The 16086-nt window shown below is 61.1% G+C and carries 9 protein-coding genes and 1 pseudogene; 4 read left to right on the top strand and 6 right to left on the bottom strand.

Going from position 1 to position 16086, the window contains the following annotated elements:
- The first annotated feature begins 16 nt into the window (after positions 1-16).
- Positions 17-4123, top strand: a complete 4107-nt coding sequence (locus tag R2N16_RS23470) for a hypothetical protein (protein ID WP_316669123.1) — start codon at positions 17-19, stop codon at positions 4121-4123.
- A gap of 91 nt (positions 4124-4214) precedes the next feature.
- The gene (locus tag R2N16_RS23465; protein WP_316669121.1) at positions 4215-4442 is read left to right on the top strand and encodes a hypothetical protein; all 228 of its coding nucleotides are present in this window, start codon (positions 4215-4217) and stop codon (positions 4440-4442) included.
- A gap of 179 nt (positions 4443-4621) precedes the next feature.
- On the opposite strand, the gene R2N16_RS23460 is transcribed toward R2N16_RS23465, so the two are convergent.
- From R2N16_RS23460 to R2N16_RS23445, 4 genes are all read right to left on the bottom strand, one after another.
- Positions 4622-5440, bottom strand: coding sequence for a tetratricopeptide repeat protein (locus R2N16_RS23460; protein ID WP_316669119.1), 819 nt, complete (start codon positions 5438-5440; stop codon positions 4622-4624).
- 250 nt (positions 5441-5690) lie between these two features.
- Positions 5691-6881, bottom strand: a complete 1191-nt coding sequence (locus R2N16_RS23455) for an ankyrin repeat domain-containing protein (RefSeq protein ID WP_316669117.1) — start codon at positions 6879-6881, stop codon at positions 5691-5693.
- A 188-nt stretch (positions 6882-7069) separates the two neighbouring features.
- Positions 7070-7351 carry a hypothetical protein gene (locus R2N16_RS23450; RefSeq protein WP_316669115.1) on the bottom strand — a complete coding sequence of 94 codons (282 nt, stop codon included), beginning with the start codon at positions 7349-7351 and terminating at the stop codon, positions 7070-7072.
- A gap of 151 nt (positions 7352-7502) precedes the next feature.
- Positions 7503-8780, bottom strand: a complete 1278-nt coding sequence (locus R2N16_RS23445) for an ankyrin repeat domain-containing protein (RefSeq protein ID WP_316669114.1) — start codon at positions 8778-8780, stop codon at positions 7503-7505.
- A 2815-nt stretch (positions 8781-11595) separates the two neighbouring features.
- On the opposite strand from R2N16_RS23445, the pseudogene R2N16_RS23440 reads away from it, so the two are divergent.
- Positions 11596-12730: pseudogene (locus R2N16_RS23440) on the top strand (IS110 family RNA-guided transposase).
- Positions 12731-14472: 1742 nt separating this feature from the next.
- Here the strand turns inward: R2N16_RS23440 and R2N16_RS23435 are convergent.
- Together R2N16_RS23435 and R2N16_RS23430 are read right to left on the bottom strand one after the other, a co-directional pair.
- Complete coding sequence (locus R2N16_RS23435) at positions 14473-15462, bottom strand: ankyrin repeat domain-containing protein (RefSeq protein WP_316669112.1); 990 nt, start codon at positions 15460-15462, stop codon at positions 14473-14475.
- 205 nt (positions 15463-15667) lie between these two features.
- Positions 15668-15964, bottom strand: a complete 297-nt coding sequence (locus R2N16_RS23430; RefSeq protein ID WP_316669162.1) for a type II toxin-antitoxin system RelE/ParE family toxin — start codon at positions 15962-15964, stop codon at positions 15668-15670.
- Positions 15965-15995: 31 nt separating this feature from the next.
- On the opposite strand from R2N16_RS23430, the gene R2N16_RS23425 reads away from it, so the two are divergent.
- A partial coding sequence (locus tag R2N16_RS23425) for a transposase (protein ID WP_240433225.1) occupies positions 15996-16086 on the top strand: 91 nt, incomplete at its 3' end.

Below are 16086 nucleotides of genomic sequence, written 5' to 3'. Positions count from 1 at the left end.
GCGAAAGATCATATCCATGTCCTGGACAATATTTGAAGAAAGTCAGTATCAACATGCGAGTTTGCGCGGATTCGCGGACGCTTTCCAGCAGCACTTCCGGAATTGGCGAGACCCAAAAACACGATCAAGCTGGCAGCCGCCGCCCCCGGGTAGCCTGATCAAGCTGGCGGGAGACTTTGATGCCATTGTCCGCGACAGTCCACCGTTCGAAACGGGGGTGGAGAATCTACCTATCAATTTGTCGCGGATTCTGTATTCGATGCCGCAATTCGGCGATCGCCAATGGGCCGAGGAATCCAGACGGCTATTTAACGCGATGGCGCTGCATCTCGGGAACGCAGCACAGCGGGAGTGTTGGCTAGGCCCGCAGCAGATTGGCAACGGGCTGTACGGCCTGCAGCGGCACGCGGACAGCGCCGCCAGCCGGGCGGTGCTCGCGGCGATGGCACCGCATATCGTAAACGCGGCGCAGCAAAAGCAGTGGCTGAGCCCGCAGGCGATCGGCAACGGGTTGTACGGCCTGCAGCGGCAGGCGGACAACGCCGCCAGCCGGGCGGTGCTCGCGGCGATGGCACCGCATATCGTGAACGCGGCGCAATCGGGGCGCTGGCTGGATACGCAAGCGATCGGCAACGGGCTGTACGGCCTGCAGGGGCACGCGGACAGCGCCGCTAGCCAGGCGGTGCTCGCGGCGATGGCACCGCATATCGTGAACGCGGCGCAGCAGAAGCAGTGGCTGAGCCCGCAGGAGATCGGCAACGGGCTATACGGCTTGCAGCGGCACCCGGATAGCGCCGCCACCCACGCGGTGCTCGCAGCGATGGCACCGCATATTGTGAACGCGGTGCAGCAGAAGCAGTGGCTGAGCCCGCAGGAGATCGGCAACGGGCTGTACGGCCTGCAGCGGCACGCGGACAACGCCGCCAGTCAGGCGGTACTCGCGGCGATGGCACCGCATATCGTGAACGCGGCGCAATCGGGGCGCTGGCTAGATACGCAGGCAATCGGCAACGGGCTGTACGGCCTGCAGGGGCACGCGGACAGCGCCGCCAGCCAGGCGCTGCTCGCGGCGATGGCACCGCATATCGTGAACGCGGCGCAGCAGAAGCAGTGGCTGAGCCCGCAGCAGATTGGCAACGGGCTGTACGGCCTGCAGCGGCACGCGGATAGCGCCGCCAGTCAGGCGGTACTCGCGGCGATGGCACCGCATATCGTGAACGCGGCGCAACCGGGGCGCTGGCTGGATACGCAGGCGATCGGCAACGGGCTGTACGGCCTGCAGCGGCACGCGGACAGCGCCGCCAGTCAAGCGGTGCTCGCGGCGATGGCACCGCATATCGTGAACGCGGCGCAGCAGAAGCAGTGGCTGAGCCCGCAGGCGATCGGCAACGGGCTGTACGGCCTGCAGCGGCACGCGGACAGCGCCGCCAGCCAGGCGGTGCTCGCGGCGATGGCACCGCATATCGTGAACGCGGCGCAGCAAAAGCAGTGGCTGAGGCCGCAGGAGATCGGCAACGGGCTGTACGGGTTAAAGGAACACTCGCGCAGTGAAGCGAGCCAAGCCGTGCTCAAAGCAATGGTGCTGCATCTCGAGAGTGCTGCGCAGCGCGCGGATTGGCTGGATACGCAGGCGATCGGCAACGGGCTGTACGGTCTGCAGCGGCACGCGGACAGCGCCGCCAGCCAGGCGCTGCTCGCGGCGATGGCACTGCATATCGTGAACGCGGCGCGGCAAAAGCAGTGGCTGAGCCCGCAGCAGATTGGCAACGGGCTGTACGGTCTGCAGCGGCACGCGGACAGCGCCGCCAGCCAGGCGCTGCTCACGGCGATGGCACCGCATATCGTGAACGCGGCACAGCAAAAGCAGTGGCTGGGACCGCAGGAGATCGGCAACGGGCTGTACGGCCTGCAGCGGCACGCGGACAGCGCCGCCAGTCAAGCGGTGCTCAAAGCGATCGTGCTGCATCTCGAGAGCGCTGCGCAACGCAAGGTTTGGCTGGATACGCAGGCGATCGGCAACGGGCTGTACGGTCTGCAGCGGCAGGCGGACAGCACCGCCAGCCAGGCGGTGCTCGCGGCGATGGCACCGCATATCGTGAACGCGGCACAGCAAAAGCAGTGGCTGAGCCCGCAGGCGATCGGCAACGGGCTGTACGGCCTGCAGCGGCACGCGGACAGCGCCGCCAGCCAGGCGCTGCTCGCGGCGATGGCACCGCATATCGTGAACGCGGCGCGGCAAAAGCAGTGGCTGAGCCCGCAGCAGATTGGCAACGGGCTGTACGGTCTGCAGGGGCAGGCGGATAGCGCCGCCAGCCAGGCGGTGCTCGCGGCAATGGCACCGCATATCGTGAACGCGGCGCAGCAGAAGCAGTGGCTGAGCCCGCAGGAGATCGGCAACGGGCTGTACGGCCTGCAGCGGCACGCGGACAGCGCCGCCAGTCAGGCGGTGCTCAAAGCGATCGCGCTGCATCTCGAGAGCGCTGCGCAGCGCAAGGTTTGGCTGGATACGCAGGCGATCGGCAACGGGCTGTACGGGTTAAAGGAACACTCGCGCAGTGAAGCGAGCCAGGCGGTGCTCAACGCCATGGCGCTGCATCTCGAGAGTGCTGCGCAGCGCGCGGATTGGCTGGATACGCAGGCGATCGGCAACGGGCTGGATGGATTGCAACAGCACACGAGCAGCGCGGCGACCGAGAAGATCCTCAAGGCGATAAGAATCCACGTGGAGGGGCATGCCAAGCCATTCCTGCAAGGGGCGGTCCCTGAAAACATCTTGCGCCATCAACCGGCCGAGTTCATCAATGCCCTCTGGGACCGGCAAGAACTGCAGGCACGACCGTTACTGGTGGCCCTGCTCAAAGGATTTGCGCCGCAATCACACGAAGCCCTTCTGGCATCACCGTCCAGAGACGCTGCGCTGCGTGCAGCGCTGCCGCTGACGAGCAACGGTGTGGTCGATCTTCACGGCATGACACATGCCCTGGCAAATTCATATCTGGGCGCATTGAGAGACGATCCAACCTCACGTGCTCGCGTGAGCAAGGTCGTTCCTGGACGAGGTTCGCACAGCAAGGCTGCGCACCAGCACAGGATGGAAGCTATCGCGAAGGCCCATTTCCCGGGAAAAGTTGACGTTGCGCAATCCCCAGGCGCCGCAGTGTTGCAGCCTGAGAAAGGGCGACAGGCGCCGCTGGCCGCACGTGATTCCCGTGCCTTTGAACAAACCGCAGTAAAGCAAGCCAGTACGCCGGCCAATCTCGACAGTCGGGCGCCGGCCTCATCGCAGGGCGGCGAAACCGTCCATCCTGAACCGAACGCCGGCCGGAGTCAGCAGACCGGTGTCAAGGGCGCGGGAAAGCAGGCAACGATCCGGACCGGAGGGGGCGCTCCCGCTTCGCGATCGGAAAACAAATCCGGTGGGTCTCATGAGAAGCCGCCGCCGCGGCACAAGGCTGTCGAACCGGTTCCTGCGCAATCGCTGCCAGCCCCTCAGGGTTCGCCACGCGTGCCATCCCAGGTTTCACCACTCAGACCATCGGCGCCGACGCGTACCAAGCCTAAGCAACATGGTCAGCAACGGGCGCCTCAGGATGAGGTTAAAAAAGACCCGAACGGCGGCGGGAAGAAAGCCCAGCAACCTAAGACCATCCGGGCTGACACGGGTAAGAACGACGTCGCTGGCAATGCTGCCAGGCACTCTGGTCAATCTGACCAATCGGGGAGCGGCGGACCGGATCAGGGTGGGGGTATCGCACGGCGTTGGGTTGCAATACCAGCGGCCGCAGCCGCTGTGGGAGCGGTCATCGGGATGCTGCTGCCGGAAGTCGGGGGATTGGGCGGTGCTTTCCTCGGAGGCGCGGTGGCAGCGGTAGGCGTCGCGCTGCCCCTTGCAGGATTCAGTGAATTCGCACAGGACAAAGTTGCGGCGTCCGTGACGACAGGGTCGCAACACCCCGTGAAAAACCGATCGTCAATGCAGGAACCGGTTTGCGCTCTGACGAGTGTGAACGTTGGTGCGTATCTACCGCTAGATAGCGACGCTGGCCAGCCGCGTCAGAATAACCAATCGCGCCCTCGCCAGTCACGGCCGACCCAGCGGCATGAAGCGGGGCGGAACAGGTAATGGAGTTGTCACGCGACACGGATGAAGCCGGTGCGTAGAGGGAGTTTCGGGCGCCCGTTGTAGCGGCACAAACCTTCAAAGGAGTAGCATCATGTTGATCAAGAAATGCTTAACTGGTCTGGCCGTGATCGTCGAAGTGTGCGTTGGGCTTTTTGCGTTCAATGCGCACAGCGGCAGAGATTTTGGTCATCGGTTCTTTACGGTCTCAGGCCTCGTCGTCTCCGCACTTTCGGTTGGCCTCGTGGTCGCAACCAATGCGTATTCTGCTCGAAGGCAGTCAAGTCCAGGCCTCTCAGAGCCGCTCTTCGCGACGACTTGACAGAATAAGTGCCAGCGGCAATGCACAAACATCGGCGGTAAGCTCAGGCTTGATGCGGCCAAGCTCGACATTCAATGGTCGGACTGCGATGTAGGCGAGATGTGCCCGTCCTCGCTACGGCGTTTCTTGCCGATGGAGAACAGCCTCCCCTCACACGACACGTTCAGTCATGTATTCCCTCATCGCCGCCCCAACCCAGCTCCAGAGACAACAGGCACGCGCGAATCAGCGGCCGCCGCCGCGTGTCGCTGGAGCCGATCGGCTTGGTGTAATGCATAGGCGTGTCCGGCAAAGGCTCTATTTCGCAAGAACGGGGAGAGCTCCTGGTACCCGGGATGGCGGAAGCATTCCGAATAAGCAGCTATCGCCGCCTGATAGTCACCGACGCGCCCTAACGCACGGCCGAGGCCGACATATGCACCAGCTTGTCCGTCTGGGGATACCGTCTTGAACCCAGAGTGTTCCATACCGGCAAGATAGGCGGTTATGGCCGCCCGAGACTGGCCAGCACGATCTAATGCATGGCCCAGGCCGATATGCACGCGGGCCTGCCAGTCCAGGGGAAGCTCTTGGAACCCGGGGTGACCAATGCCGACGCGATAGTTGGTTATCGCCCGCCGATCCTGGAGGTTGCCCCTGAATGCACGACCGAGGCCGACATATGCGCCAGCTTGCCTGCCCTGAGGAAGCTCCTGAAACCCGGAGTGGGCGAAGCTCTCGTGATAGGCATCGATCGCCTGCCGATAGTCGCGATGGGTAGCCCCTAACGCATGGCCTAGGCCGACATACGCGCTAGCCTGTAGAGCCGGCGAAAGCGTCTGGAACCCGTCGTGACCGATACCATCCCGATAGACATGGATCGCCCGCTGATACACGTGAGCGCTCTCCAACACGTGGCCGAGACCGACATACGCGCTGGCTTGAACGACCGGGGAAAGCCCTTTGAACCCGGGGTGGTAGATAGCAGCCTCATAGACGGCTATCGCCTGCGGATACATGCGGGCGCGCCCTAACTCATCGCCTCGTTCGACATGCGCACCGGCGTCCCGAACTGCCCGATCACGCCTATCAGTGGTTTGTAACAAAGCACGAAACATCTTAAATAATCCCCACCTCGCATTAGTTTCCTCAAGGTACTACTCGGCAGCTAAAGGAAAGCTTACATATGCGGGCTGACCCAGCACGTACACACGGCCATCGCATTTGGCCAAGCCAAGCGGGGCAAGGGTTAGCGGCTTTGGTGCGGCCTCACATCACCCGACACCCTAAGCAGGAAATCGGATTGCGCGGTGTTGGGGGTCTTTGCATCGCCAGCTGATTGGCAAGCGCTTCATGTCCCCCTGCCCTGGCATATTGAGCCGGTCTGCGGCCGCCCCTGCCGAACCGGCTTCTGACGGTCCGAGCAGTCAGATCGACACCCGCTGCACGCAGCACGACGATCACGCTGGCATGACCATGCTGGGCCGCTATATGTGCAGCACCTAGTCCTTCCGCGTTGCGTACGGTGAGATCCACGCCGATCACGCGCAGTTCCTCCACGACGTCGGCATGACCATGACGTGCCGCAATATGTAGCGCAGCCATTTCTTCACCATTGCGAGTGGTCACATCAACGCCGGCCGTGTAGAGAGCCCTCACCACGGCTGCATGACCGCGCGCCGCAGCAATATGCACGGCCGCGCCACCGAACGAATTGCGGGCCGCCAGGTCCGCGCCGGCAACTCGCAACGCCTCGATCACATCGACGTTGCCATACCGTGCTGCCACGTGTATAGCGGCAAAACCATGGTCGTTTCGGGCGTTCAGATCGGCGCCCGCCGCCCGCAGCTCCCTAAGCACGTTGACATGGCCATACCGTGCAGCAATATGAACTGCGGCGAACCCTTGACGATTTTTTGCGTTCAGATCCGCGCCGACAGCGTGCAGCTCAGCGATGACATCCGCATGCCCCTCCCGAGCCGCAAAATGCACAGCAGCCAAGCCCTGAGCACACTGGGCGTCTGGGTCAACGCCGGCCGCCCTCAACGGTCCAATCAAGTTGGCGTGGCCCTCCCGTGCGGCGATATGCAACGGGGCGACGCCATAACGATTGCGGGCAGCCAGATCGACGCCAGCCGCGGACAGGGCGTTGATCACACCTTCATCGCCATACTGCGCAGCGATATGTGCAGGTGCGAACCCATGAAGATCGCGAGCCGCCAAGTCGACTTCGGCGACACGCAATGCCCTTATCACATTGGCATGGCCGCGCCCCGCAGCGACATGCGCTGGCGAGCCTCCATAAGCATTGCGTGCCGACAAATCAACGCCAATCGCATGCAGTGCTGTGATGACGTTGTCATGACCGAACGCCGCAGCATAGTCCGCCGGTCTATAGCCAAGAAAATTGGGAGCCGCCAAATTGAAGCCCGCCGCGTACATGGCCTGGAAGGCTGCCACATCGCCTTGGTGCGCGGCCAGCCAGGGATTCGGCCAAGGGTTCGGCGGCTGTTGAACCGCAGGCTCCTCTGCCGGAAACCCGGCAGGTAATGGGACGCGGATAGGTCCTGACAATCTGACACCTCAATGCGGGCAAATTCCGGCGGCAGGCGCTCGTGATCGCAAACGCCAAAGCGACGGCATATGTGTTACGACGATTCCATCGGATCGTGCTGTTCCAAGCCACGCGCCCCTTCCGTGCCCTCCAGACGCTTCGCGACTTGGTTGGCATGCTCGGCTCGCAAGGACAAAATGAACCCCAGCAGAATCAACGCAATCGCCCATCCGGCGCCCACCCAATACCATGCGCAGAGTGCAGCGGCTGACGCCGCAATTCTCGCCATCTTGAGCCGCTTCATCACCTTGCGGTGATCCGCGGCGGTCTCCCCATTTGCCGCGGCGCTCGCGGCAATGTCCTCGTAGTAACCCATCGCCTTTCCTATCAAGTTGCACGATGGAACGCTTCGCACGTTGTGCCCTCGCCCCAGAAATCGACTATATAGGGGTGCGCGCACAACTCATCGGCAAGCGCTTCGAAACATTACTCGTTGAGCTTGGCGCTCGACACATCCTGGACAGCGACTAACTTCCCATTGTCTGTGTCGGTGGTGTAGACGATGGGAACCTGGTGTCTTGCCGCTGCCCTATCTGCACCGCTGCGCCTGCGAAGAAGCTCAACCGCGCTGTCAAGTAGGCGTCGGTCTTGGTCGGACGCAGCGGAGGTCTGGTACTGGCACCCGCATCGCACAACATGACCTCGATTGTCCCGTTCGGCTGCTGCCGATAAATTGCGTTGTTGGCGATATTCCAAGCAGTTTCACCGAAGCTGTTTCGCGCATCGATAACATCGCGACCGGGCTGACTCGCGAGAAGCATCCTCATGGCGCCGACCGCCCCATAGCGAGCGGCCTCATGCAACGGGGTCTCTCCATCATGAGACCGTGAACCGGGGCTTATGCCTTCTGCAAGAAGGTATTCGACAAGATGCTCCGCTCCAACAGCTGCCGCGCGATGCAAGAACGTACGTCCAGCGGCGTCAACCTCGTCAAGATTTACGTTGTCCAGACACACTAGCCGGCGGAAGACATAGACGTTCCCTTCACGAATCGCATCGTCAATCTTTACACCGCCCTGCACCGCCTGCTGAGCTGTCTCCCAAGCTAGCAGCTCTTGCTGGAAAGACACGTCTAATTGCTGAAAATCTGCCGTTGTTCTCAGTGGGATATGGGCGCCCTGCTCCGCCAGTGCCTGCATCTCGTCAAAATTCCCTACGCATGCTGCAATGTACAGAGGCGTTGTCCCGGATTCGTCTGCTGCGTTCAGATCGGCTCTCAACCGGCCCGCAAGCAACTTAACGACGTCGACGTGACCCATCCTCGCCGAGATGTACAAGGGCGTCGCACCTGTATTGTCGGACGCATCCACATTGGCGCCCAGCGCCGCCAATACGTGGCACACACCGGTGTGCCCATTCTTTGCAGCGGCCCACAGCGGGGTTTCGCCATAGTGATTGGGGGCGCTAACGTCGGCATCAAACTCTTTGGCCAGCACCTGAACTACATCACCGTGCCCGTTCTTCGCGGCAAAATATACCGGAGATTCCCCGAAGAAACTGCGCGCGTCCACGTTGGCGGAAAACTCGCCTACCAGAACTCGGATCGCCTCGAGACGACCGTGTTCTGCAGCCGTCGCAAGTGGTGTCGCGCCATCCCACCTCAGTGCGTTCACATCGACGCCGGGCGTACTCATGAGCTCCCTGAGTTTGCGGCAGTCTCCGCTTGCAGCGGCAGGAAAGAGCATCATCTCGCGAACCGGGGCCAAGCGCGCGGCGCCCTGATCGACCTGATTGTCTTCCAGCATGCCCCTCCCTGTTGTTGTGGTCTGCACCCCTGCGGCGAACGGCAGATGTGCTCCTTCTATCGGAATGAATCAACACAACCGAACTGCAAGGAAATTGTTTGAGGCGGATTCCGAGCCCTCGCACAGGTTCATGGGCAAAACGTCTGCAGCTCTCCGCGTTCGCGCGTGACCCCATTGGCGCGGGCAAACGCCTCCGCCAAACAGGATGCAGTGGCGCAACTGACGCGCGCAATGATGCAGCTGTCGCCGACCGATTCAGCTGCCGCGCCGGAACCGCTGAGACCGGCAAGTCCTTTATGCAGCGTGAGTCCACATCAGCCCTGTAAATGACGGCGTGGAACCCAGCGCCGCTAACGGGTTTCGTGATCATGGCTAGCGGAATTTGTGACTCTCAACACTAGCCGCACACAGCCGCCCCCATGCGAGGACCAGTTGCTGGATACCTCGCGTCCAGTACAAGAGCCGGCCACCGAATCGGAAGTGCCGCAGCGGTAGTGGTTGTCGGCGGTGCGGGTGGGGCTCCAGGTCGTGCTGATTCCTCAACTCTATGGGAAACCGGTGTCGGAGCAACCGGCGCACGTTGTCGTCCTCGGCCCCAGCCTGCTAGCATTACCGCTTGGCCTACGCCTTGATTGACTTGCGGCGCAAGAATTCTGGCATGAGGCGATGTTTCATACGCCATGGGAATGGCGCACGCGGCGCCCGCGGCATCGCCAACAAGCAGCGCGCCCAGGTTTCGTGCGACTTGAGTCGGTTGCTCTTTAACGGCTTGGCGAATGTGTCGGACAGGATGGTGAACGATTTCCCCCATACCAGCTGCGACGCGCCGGCCGAGCATCGCGTGTACCGGCGTCTTCCCTAGTTCGCCAACGAGATCTTGATACCGGCTCGTATCGAGCTTAAGCGTGCCATCTTCCGCGCGATTAACCGCTCCAGTCCATACGCGTTCGCTACAGTATTTTTCTTTGATAGCGCTATAAGCGCCCCCGCCCACCGCCGAAACAATGGGGGATATGGGAGCGGCGCAAGCTGACGCGATCGTGGCTCCGGCAGTCGCAGCGGTTCCAAGCACGCATTTGGAAATGAACGGTCCAGCTTGAACGATCGCCTGCCCAGGAATAAACGCTTGGTAGGCAATGGGGTCCACAACGCGCTGTTCAACTTTGGGACCCCATCGTGGAACGCGAGCGGTCGTCGCGGGTACGACTTTTCCTTGCTTTGCTGCCTCCGCTCTTCCCGTGGCGATCGCATGCGGTACGGCCACATTAAGAGCCGCTGTTACCGGTGCCATAACCGCGGCCATAGCGGCAACCACTGGAACGCTGACCATTGGGCCACCTGCTAGGCCGACCGCCCCCATCGCAGCCGTCGGGATTGCCGGCAATCCAAATGCAATCGCGGCATTTGTCGCACCATCGGCAATGGCAGTCAGGCGATCAACTCGGTGTCCGCGCTGCATGGCGGCACGTGCGACTTGCGGAAGATCGCTGGGTGGCACACCTTGTTCCTCGAGCGCATACGCCATGTCGAGTGCCAGCTTACCGCGACGGGCAGCAGCTTCTGCTTCGCTGGGAAGGTTCCAGTAATACCGCATCGCACGCGTAGAGCCTAGCGATTCCTCAATGGGTTTCACCGCCGCAAATACACCACGTGCCGCTTCCTGCGCCGTGAGTAGTTGTTGATAGCGACGCCCGATATTGGGATGCGACGGAGGAATAAGGCGCGTCAGGTTCGGATGGTGTGCCAAGGCTTGGTCAGACATCGGTAGTCCGACACGCTGAGCGATACGACCGGCTTCTTGAGCGCGTGTTGGCGCCAAGCGTGGTCCAGTTTGCTGGGGCACAGCGCGGCGGGAACCAGTCCCGTATGCTTGCTCAGTAGCACGCTGCGCTTGATTGGCGTGTGGCAAGCGCCTCCCATTTGGAGGAGCCCCCCAATCTACGCGAGCAGCCGCTGGGGCTACTGCCATGGGAGCTCGTTCGTAAAGTGCGACGAATTCCGGATACGAGATACCTTCGCTGAACCGTACTATAGGACGAACATTCGCATTCCCCGTCGCCGGTAAAGCATTAGGCCGTGCCTCTGGAGCGGTTCGCAATTGCGGACCCTGTTTATTCGGCAACTGCGGTTTGATGTGAGGGTGATCGTTCGTGTCGTTATGTGCCATCTTCGCACCTTCTCCTTGATAAACAGCGAAGGCACTGCAAAGAGTCTCTAGGCCCGGGTGCCTCCCTGGACAACAGATGTGCAAGAGACCATACGAAGGGGTGTCTTGCAGACGGCATACCGATGTGCAACCGTGCCTAGTTGGCTACGGCCGTCGCATTTAGTGAAGCCACGCTGGGCAAGGGTTTCTGGATTTAGGTGGCGCGTACGCTGGATGCGACTGCATACCTACACTTGGCCCCCGCAAACCGCGCACCCTTGAAAGAGTTGACGTCGTTGATCGCTAGCGAGTTTCCAATCTGGTAGCCTGCGGCTTCGTAGCTCTCCAGCGTGACGAACGTCACCAAGGGGCTGTGGCTTGCATCTACCTCGCATTGCGTGATGGCTTCACGCAGACGTTCTGGCTTTCGGGTCCAAGCGTCGGGAGCATCAAACCACAAGCGATCCTGAATGCCGTGGTCCCCGAGCAAAGGGCGACGGACTCAGGGGAATGCCACTGCCAACCGCTCACCGCTGACAAACGCCGCGCGGCGAACGCCTACACGCGGGCCTGGGCCCGCGTCTGGCTAGATCCTATGTAGGGTGAGCCCCAGGTGCTTGGACTAAGCTTGGCGATTCAGGTCCAGGTTTGGCTTGCAAGGAGGACATCATGGACACGAACGACGTGAGCGAGTCCCATGCCATGGCAATGGTGCTTGCGGTATCCCTTGAACTATCGGCCGCGCAATGGAAAGTCGCGTTGCATGACGGGCAACGTGAGAAGCCTTCGATCCATGCGGTAGGCATCGCCGACGCACAGATGCGGTTTCAAGCCGTATGCGATCTGATCGAGCAGCACAAGTGCAAGTGGTCGCTGCCTGCGCACGTCCGTGTTGTCGTCAGCTACGAGGCCGGCCAAGACGGATTCTGGATCCAGCGCGCCTTCTGCGCACGCCATATCGAATGCCATGTGATCGATGCCGCGAGCATTCCCGTGGAGCGCCAGAAACGGCGGGCCAAGCCCGACCGGCTTGACGCCATCAAGCTGGTGACGAATCTGCGCGCTTGGCTACATGGCGAGCGTGATCGCATGCGCGTGGTACGCGTGCCGTCCGAGCAAGACGAAGCCCTACGACATTTGATTCGCGATCGCGGGCAATTACAAAAGGAAGTCCTGCAGCACCGTGAACGCATGCACAAATTGCTCGTGACGGTTGGTTGCTGGCAGAAGATCGACCACCGGCCGTTTGCCAAACGCCTGGCTAACAATACGTTGACTCGCCACGACGGTACGCCACTGCCACAGGACTTGCGCGAACGTCTGCTGCGCGAGACCGAGCGCCTGATTCTGGTCGAACAACAATTGGCCAGCGTCGAGACCTTACTCTTACTGCAAGAACGGCTGCCCGCGCCAGTGCGCGAACGAGTCACCTACCTGACCCGCCTGCAGCGCGGCACGCCTGATGCTTGAGTTGTTCTGGCGTCAAACCGCAATCGCCGCCAACTCGGCGCCTGCATCGGACTGACGCCTCAACCCTACGACAAGCCATGTCGACCAGGGAATCAGTAAGCAGGGGAATCGGCGCGTGCGTGTCGCGCAAATTGAGATGGCTTGGTGTTGGCTACGCTATCAACCCAACAGTGCGTTGACGCAATGGTTCAATGACCGGACACAAGGCAGCGGGACGAATCGCCGCGCCCGCCGTATTGCCATCGTCGCCCTGGCTAGACGCCTGGTGATTGCACTATGGCGCTACCTGCGCGATGGCATCGTTCCGGATGGGACCCAGTTCAAAACCTCATGATGTGCGGCCGAGTTTGCTTAATGAGGACGTGTATGGCAATGGAGTGAGAGGTGCCCGTGCAACTGACGGGTTGCACTACGCAACCGATTTCTAGATGGGGCACCTCTCCCGGCTCGTCAAGACCGGCGTAACGCGCATGCAGGATGAGGCCGACACAGGTGTTCGGCGGATAGAAGTTGGTGAGACGCCACTGTCTCACGTGCGCAATTGACCGGCTCCAGCACCGTAACACGTGCGTGCCATTGAATTGACGTTCGAGGCTTCGCCTATGATCCAGAACTCTTGGCTGTGACCCTTGACAACTCACTCCTCATAGAAGTCAGTTGGCAAGCGAAGCGCGCAGCGCCCTGCAGGGGCGCGAAGTCGCAATGGGATATGGAGGGCTGCGCAGCAGTCCCCGCAGGGGATGAGCGCGAAGGCGCGAACCCGGAGGAGCCCGGTCCCCGCGACGCGGGGATGCGCACATCAAGATGGGGAGCTGATTCGGCGTTGCCGTCGATGAAGACTGAATACCGCCGCAAGGAAATTGACCCGCAGCCACGACGGCCTACAACGTGACTGCCTCGACGTTTTTGAGAGAGGCGGCCAAAAATCCGATTCTTTCGTCATGCAGATCGTGCTGCGATCCGGCAACTGACACTCCGGAGCACCGGTTCTCCGTTTTGGCTGGGAGGGGGCACAGCCTAAAAACGACTGCTGGGAAAATGGAAGGACCGTCGGCGTCACCGACCCGGTATCTTTGCCTGTCCCTGTTTCATTGGTTCCACTGTTTCACGACGTGGCCCCACCGGTCGCCGCGAAGGCTCCGAATCCGGAGCATAGGGCCGCCCCTTCTGTATGACGGACGGAGACGCTCCCACTGCAGAGCGAGGAGAAACCTGATTGCTATCGTCATACGGCGTCTTGCCCTTATGAAAGTTGGGTGGGTCCGGACGTTTCATTGCAAACAAGTCTCCAGGCGTCACCTGATAGGGCGTGAATTCGCAGATTAGACTGAATAGATTCAGCGCCCTCTCCCGGATTTCCGATTGATCCGATTGGTTCATTCTCCGCACTTGAGGCATCGCGTATGTTGCCTCCTTGGAACTAACCTTTCCCTTGCCCAGGCGCTCAATGAACTTCTGTCGCTGCTTGGCGTCGTCCAGATCTGGTGGCTCACTCTTGTCTAGTCGACTCCGGACAACTGTCAAGTGCGTCGCTCACTTTATGTTGCGCCTTTCTGAGCATGGTCACGACCAAAGAAGATGAGCCGATACGGCTGCGGAGAGATGAGGTGATGACGGTGCCGGGCAGAACAGTGCAACGCTGTCGTGATGGACTCCTCCACCTGCAGCCGCCGTCATCACGCATAGGCTAGCGCTCAGTCCCTTACAGAATGCATTCCAGCTCGCCAACGCCATTCATGGCTCGATGAGTACATCAACTGAGAACCCGCTTTGCTTAAGATGACGTTGTCGCCGTGGTCGACTCCCTCGGCGATGTTTTGTCTCTGTTGTACGTGTGTAGGGGCTCGCAGTGCCTGCCGGTAATTTCGGCACGCATCTCTCAGGATGAGGCAGCAGGAAGGACGAATAAGGGCCGCTCGCTCCCAGGGCGGCCCTTATTTTTTATTCAGCAGGCTGCGGCGCGAGGGCCGAGAAGTTTGGTACAGCATGGACGCGCCGCATCGGATGATTGAGCGCCATGCGCCGACGTTGCAGCCCGCCGACCCAATCTCCTTGCCACGCTGCTTACGAGTCACCTCAAAGCGAGCCTGGGCTCTGCGCCGGCGAGGAGGGTGGAGGGAGTCGCAGCGCTGGTGTCCCCAACCTACGCATATTCGCGATGCTTAATGGAGTGCGCCCCTGCAGGTTCGACGCTCGCGGATCGGCGCCGGCCATCAGTAGACGATTGACCACAGCGTCATGTCCACTCCCGATCGCCAAGTGCAGTGCGGTATTCCCATCCTGGTTAGCTGCATGCGGATCAGCACCGGCATTCAGCAGACGATCAACTATCGCAACATACCCACCCCTGGCCGCCCAGTGCAGCGCGGTGCTCCCGTTCTGGTTAGCCGCTTTCGGATCGGCACCGGCCGTCAGTAAGCGATCGACTATCGCAACACGTCCGCTCCCGACCGCCCAGTGCAGGGCAGTATCCCCATCCTGGTTAGCTGCACGCGGATCAGCATCGGCCTTCAGCAGGCGATCGACCATCTCCACATACCCACCGTTCGCCGCCCAGTGCAGCGCGGTGCTCCCGTGCTGGGTAGCTGCACGCAGGTCGGCGCCAGCGGCAATCAACCAGTCAACCACTCCCACTTGCCCATCCTCGGCAGCGTAGTGCAGGGCGGAGTTTCCATCTGGGTTGGCTTCACGGACAGCGCCCCTCAACCAGCCCGCGCGTGAAGTGGCTTCGGTGGGATCGCCCTTCATCCTGAGCGGTAAGTCACCCAGTATTTCGGCCAGTCTGGCCAACACTTTTGCTCTTGGTAGCTCTTCCAGATCAGAAACTTCGGCGCGAATCGCATCGAAGCGCTTTGCTCTGCGCTCCGCCAACTCTTCTGCAACAGCGCCCCGAACCCCGCGGGATGCGACGGCGAAATTTGCCAAGTCCTCTGTGGAAACAAATCCGGCGATCAAACCGAGAATGTCACGCCCTCCACGCAATAAGGGGGCGACAGCGGGGGCAGCGCCCGCTGCTCGGTCAGGCTGGACGGGCAGATCCTGTTGACGATCTGGAGAGACGAGCATCGTGCGGCTCCGCGAACGAAAGATCGGCCCATTCTGTGGCTCGACAAACGCCGATGGCATACGGAAGGTGCAAGCACCTCACCGGGTCAATTTTGCTTCGGCGGACGACCATCGCGCGACTGCTCGGCACACACCTCAGTAGCATCAAACGTGCAATTTAGCGCCAACAAGACGCATGCAGTCGTGCCTGCTGAACGCCGCGTGACTAACGACCTTCGCGCGTGTGCCAAAAGCGCAAGATGTAGAGCACGCCCTCACGGACCTCATATCGCATCTCGTACTGCCCAACGATAATGCGGCGAACCTCGTGCGACTCAAACTCATCTAGTTGCTCGCCAATGCGCGGGCTCGCCAGCACCGCTCCCGGCGCACGCGCCAAGTCCTGAACAACGTACGCCGCCGCTGACCCTACACCGGAATTAGTACCGTCCAGAAGTGGAGATTTCCGGCGTCTGACCCTACACCAAGAAACAGTACCGCTGAGAAGTAGAGAATCCGGCATGATTTTCACGATTTGAAACGGAAGACATGCCATGAAGACGAGCAAGTTCACCGAGGCGCAGATAGCGTTCGCGCTTAAGCAAGCGGAACTGGGTACGAAGGTCGAGGAGGTGTGCCGCAAGC

It is taken from the genome of Ralstonia psammae, assembly GCF_958405935.1.
Lineage (GTDB): Bacteria > Pseudomonadota > Gammaproteobacteria > Burkholderiales > Burkholderiaceae > Ralstonia > Ralstonia psammae.
Note: the sequence above shows the minus strand (reverse complement) of the source record. Positions and strands in the feature narration are given on the sequence as shown.

Excerpts from the sequence above, each read along its gene's own strand:
- R2N16_RS23430 (WP_316669162.1), bottom strand. The coding sequence starts at position 15,964 with ATGCCGGATTCTCTACTTCTCAGCGGTACTGTTTCTTGGTGTAGGGTC.
- R2N16_RS23445 (WP_316669114.1), bottom strand. The coding sequence starts at position 8,780 with ATGCTGGAAGACAATCAGGTCGATCAGGGCGCCGCGCGCTTGGCCCCG.
- R2N16_RS23435 (WP_316669112.1), bottom strand. The coding sequence starts at position 15,462 with ATGCTCGTCTCTCCAGATCGTCAACAGGATCTGCCCGTCCAGCCTGAC.
- R2N16_RS23465 (WP_316669121.1), top strand. The coding sequence starts at position 4,215 with ATGTTGATCAAGAAATGCTTAACTGGTCTGGCCGTGATCGTCGAAGTG.
- R2N16_RS23450 (WP_316669115.1), bottom strand. The coding sequence starts at position 7,351 with ATGGGTTACTACGAGGACATTGCCGCGAGCGCCGCGGCAAATGGGGAG.
- R2N16_RS23460 (WP_316669119.1), bottom strand. The coding sequence starts at position 5,440 with ATGTATCCGCAGGCGATAGCCGTCTATGAGGCTGCTATCTACCACCCC.
- R2N16_RS23470 (WP_316669123.1), top strand. The coding sequence starts at position 17 with ATGTCCTGGACAATATTTGAAGAAAGTCAGTATCAACATGCGAGTTTG.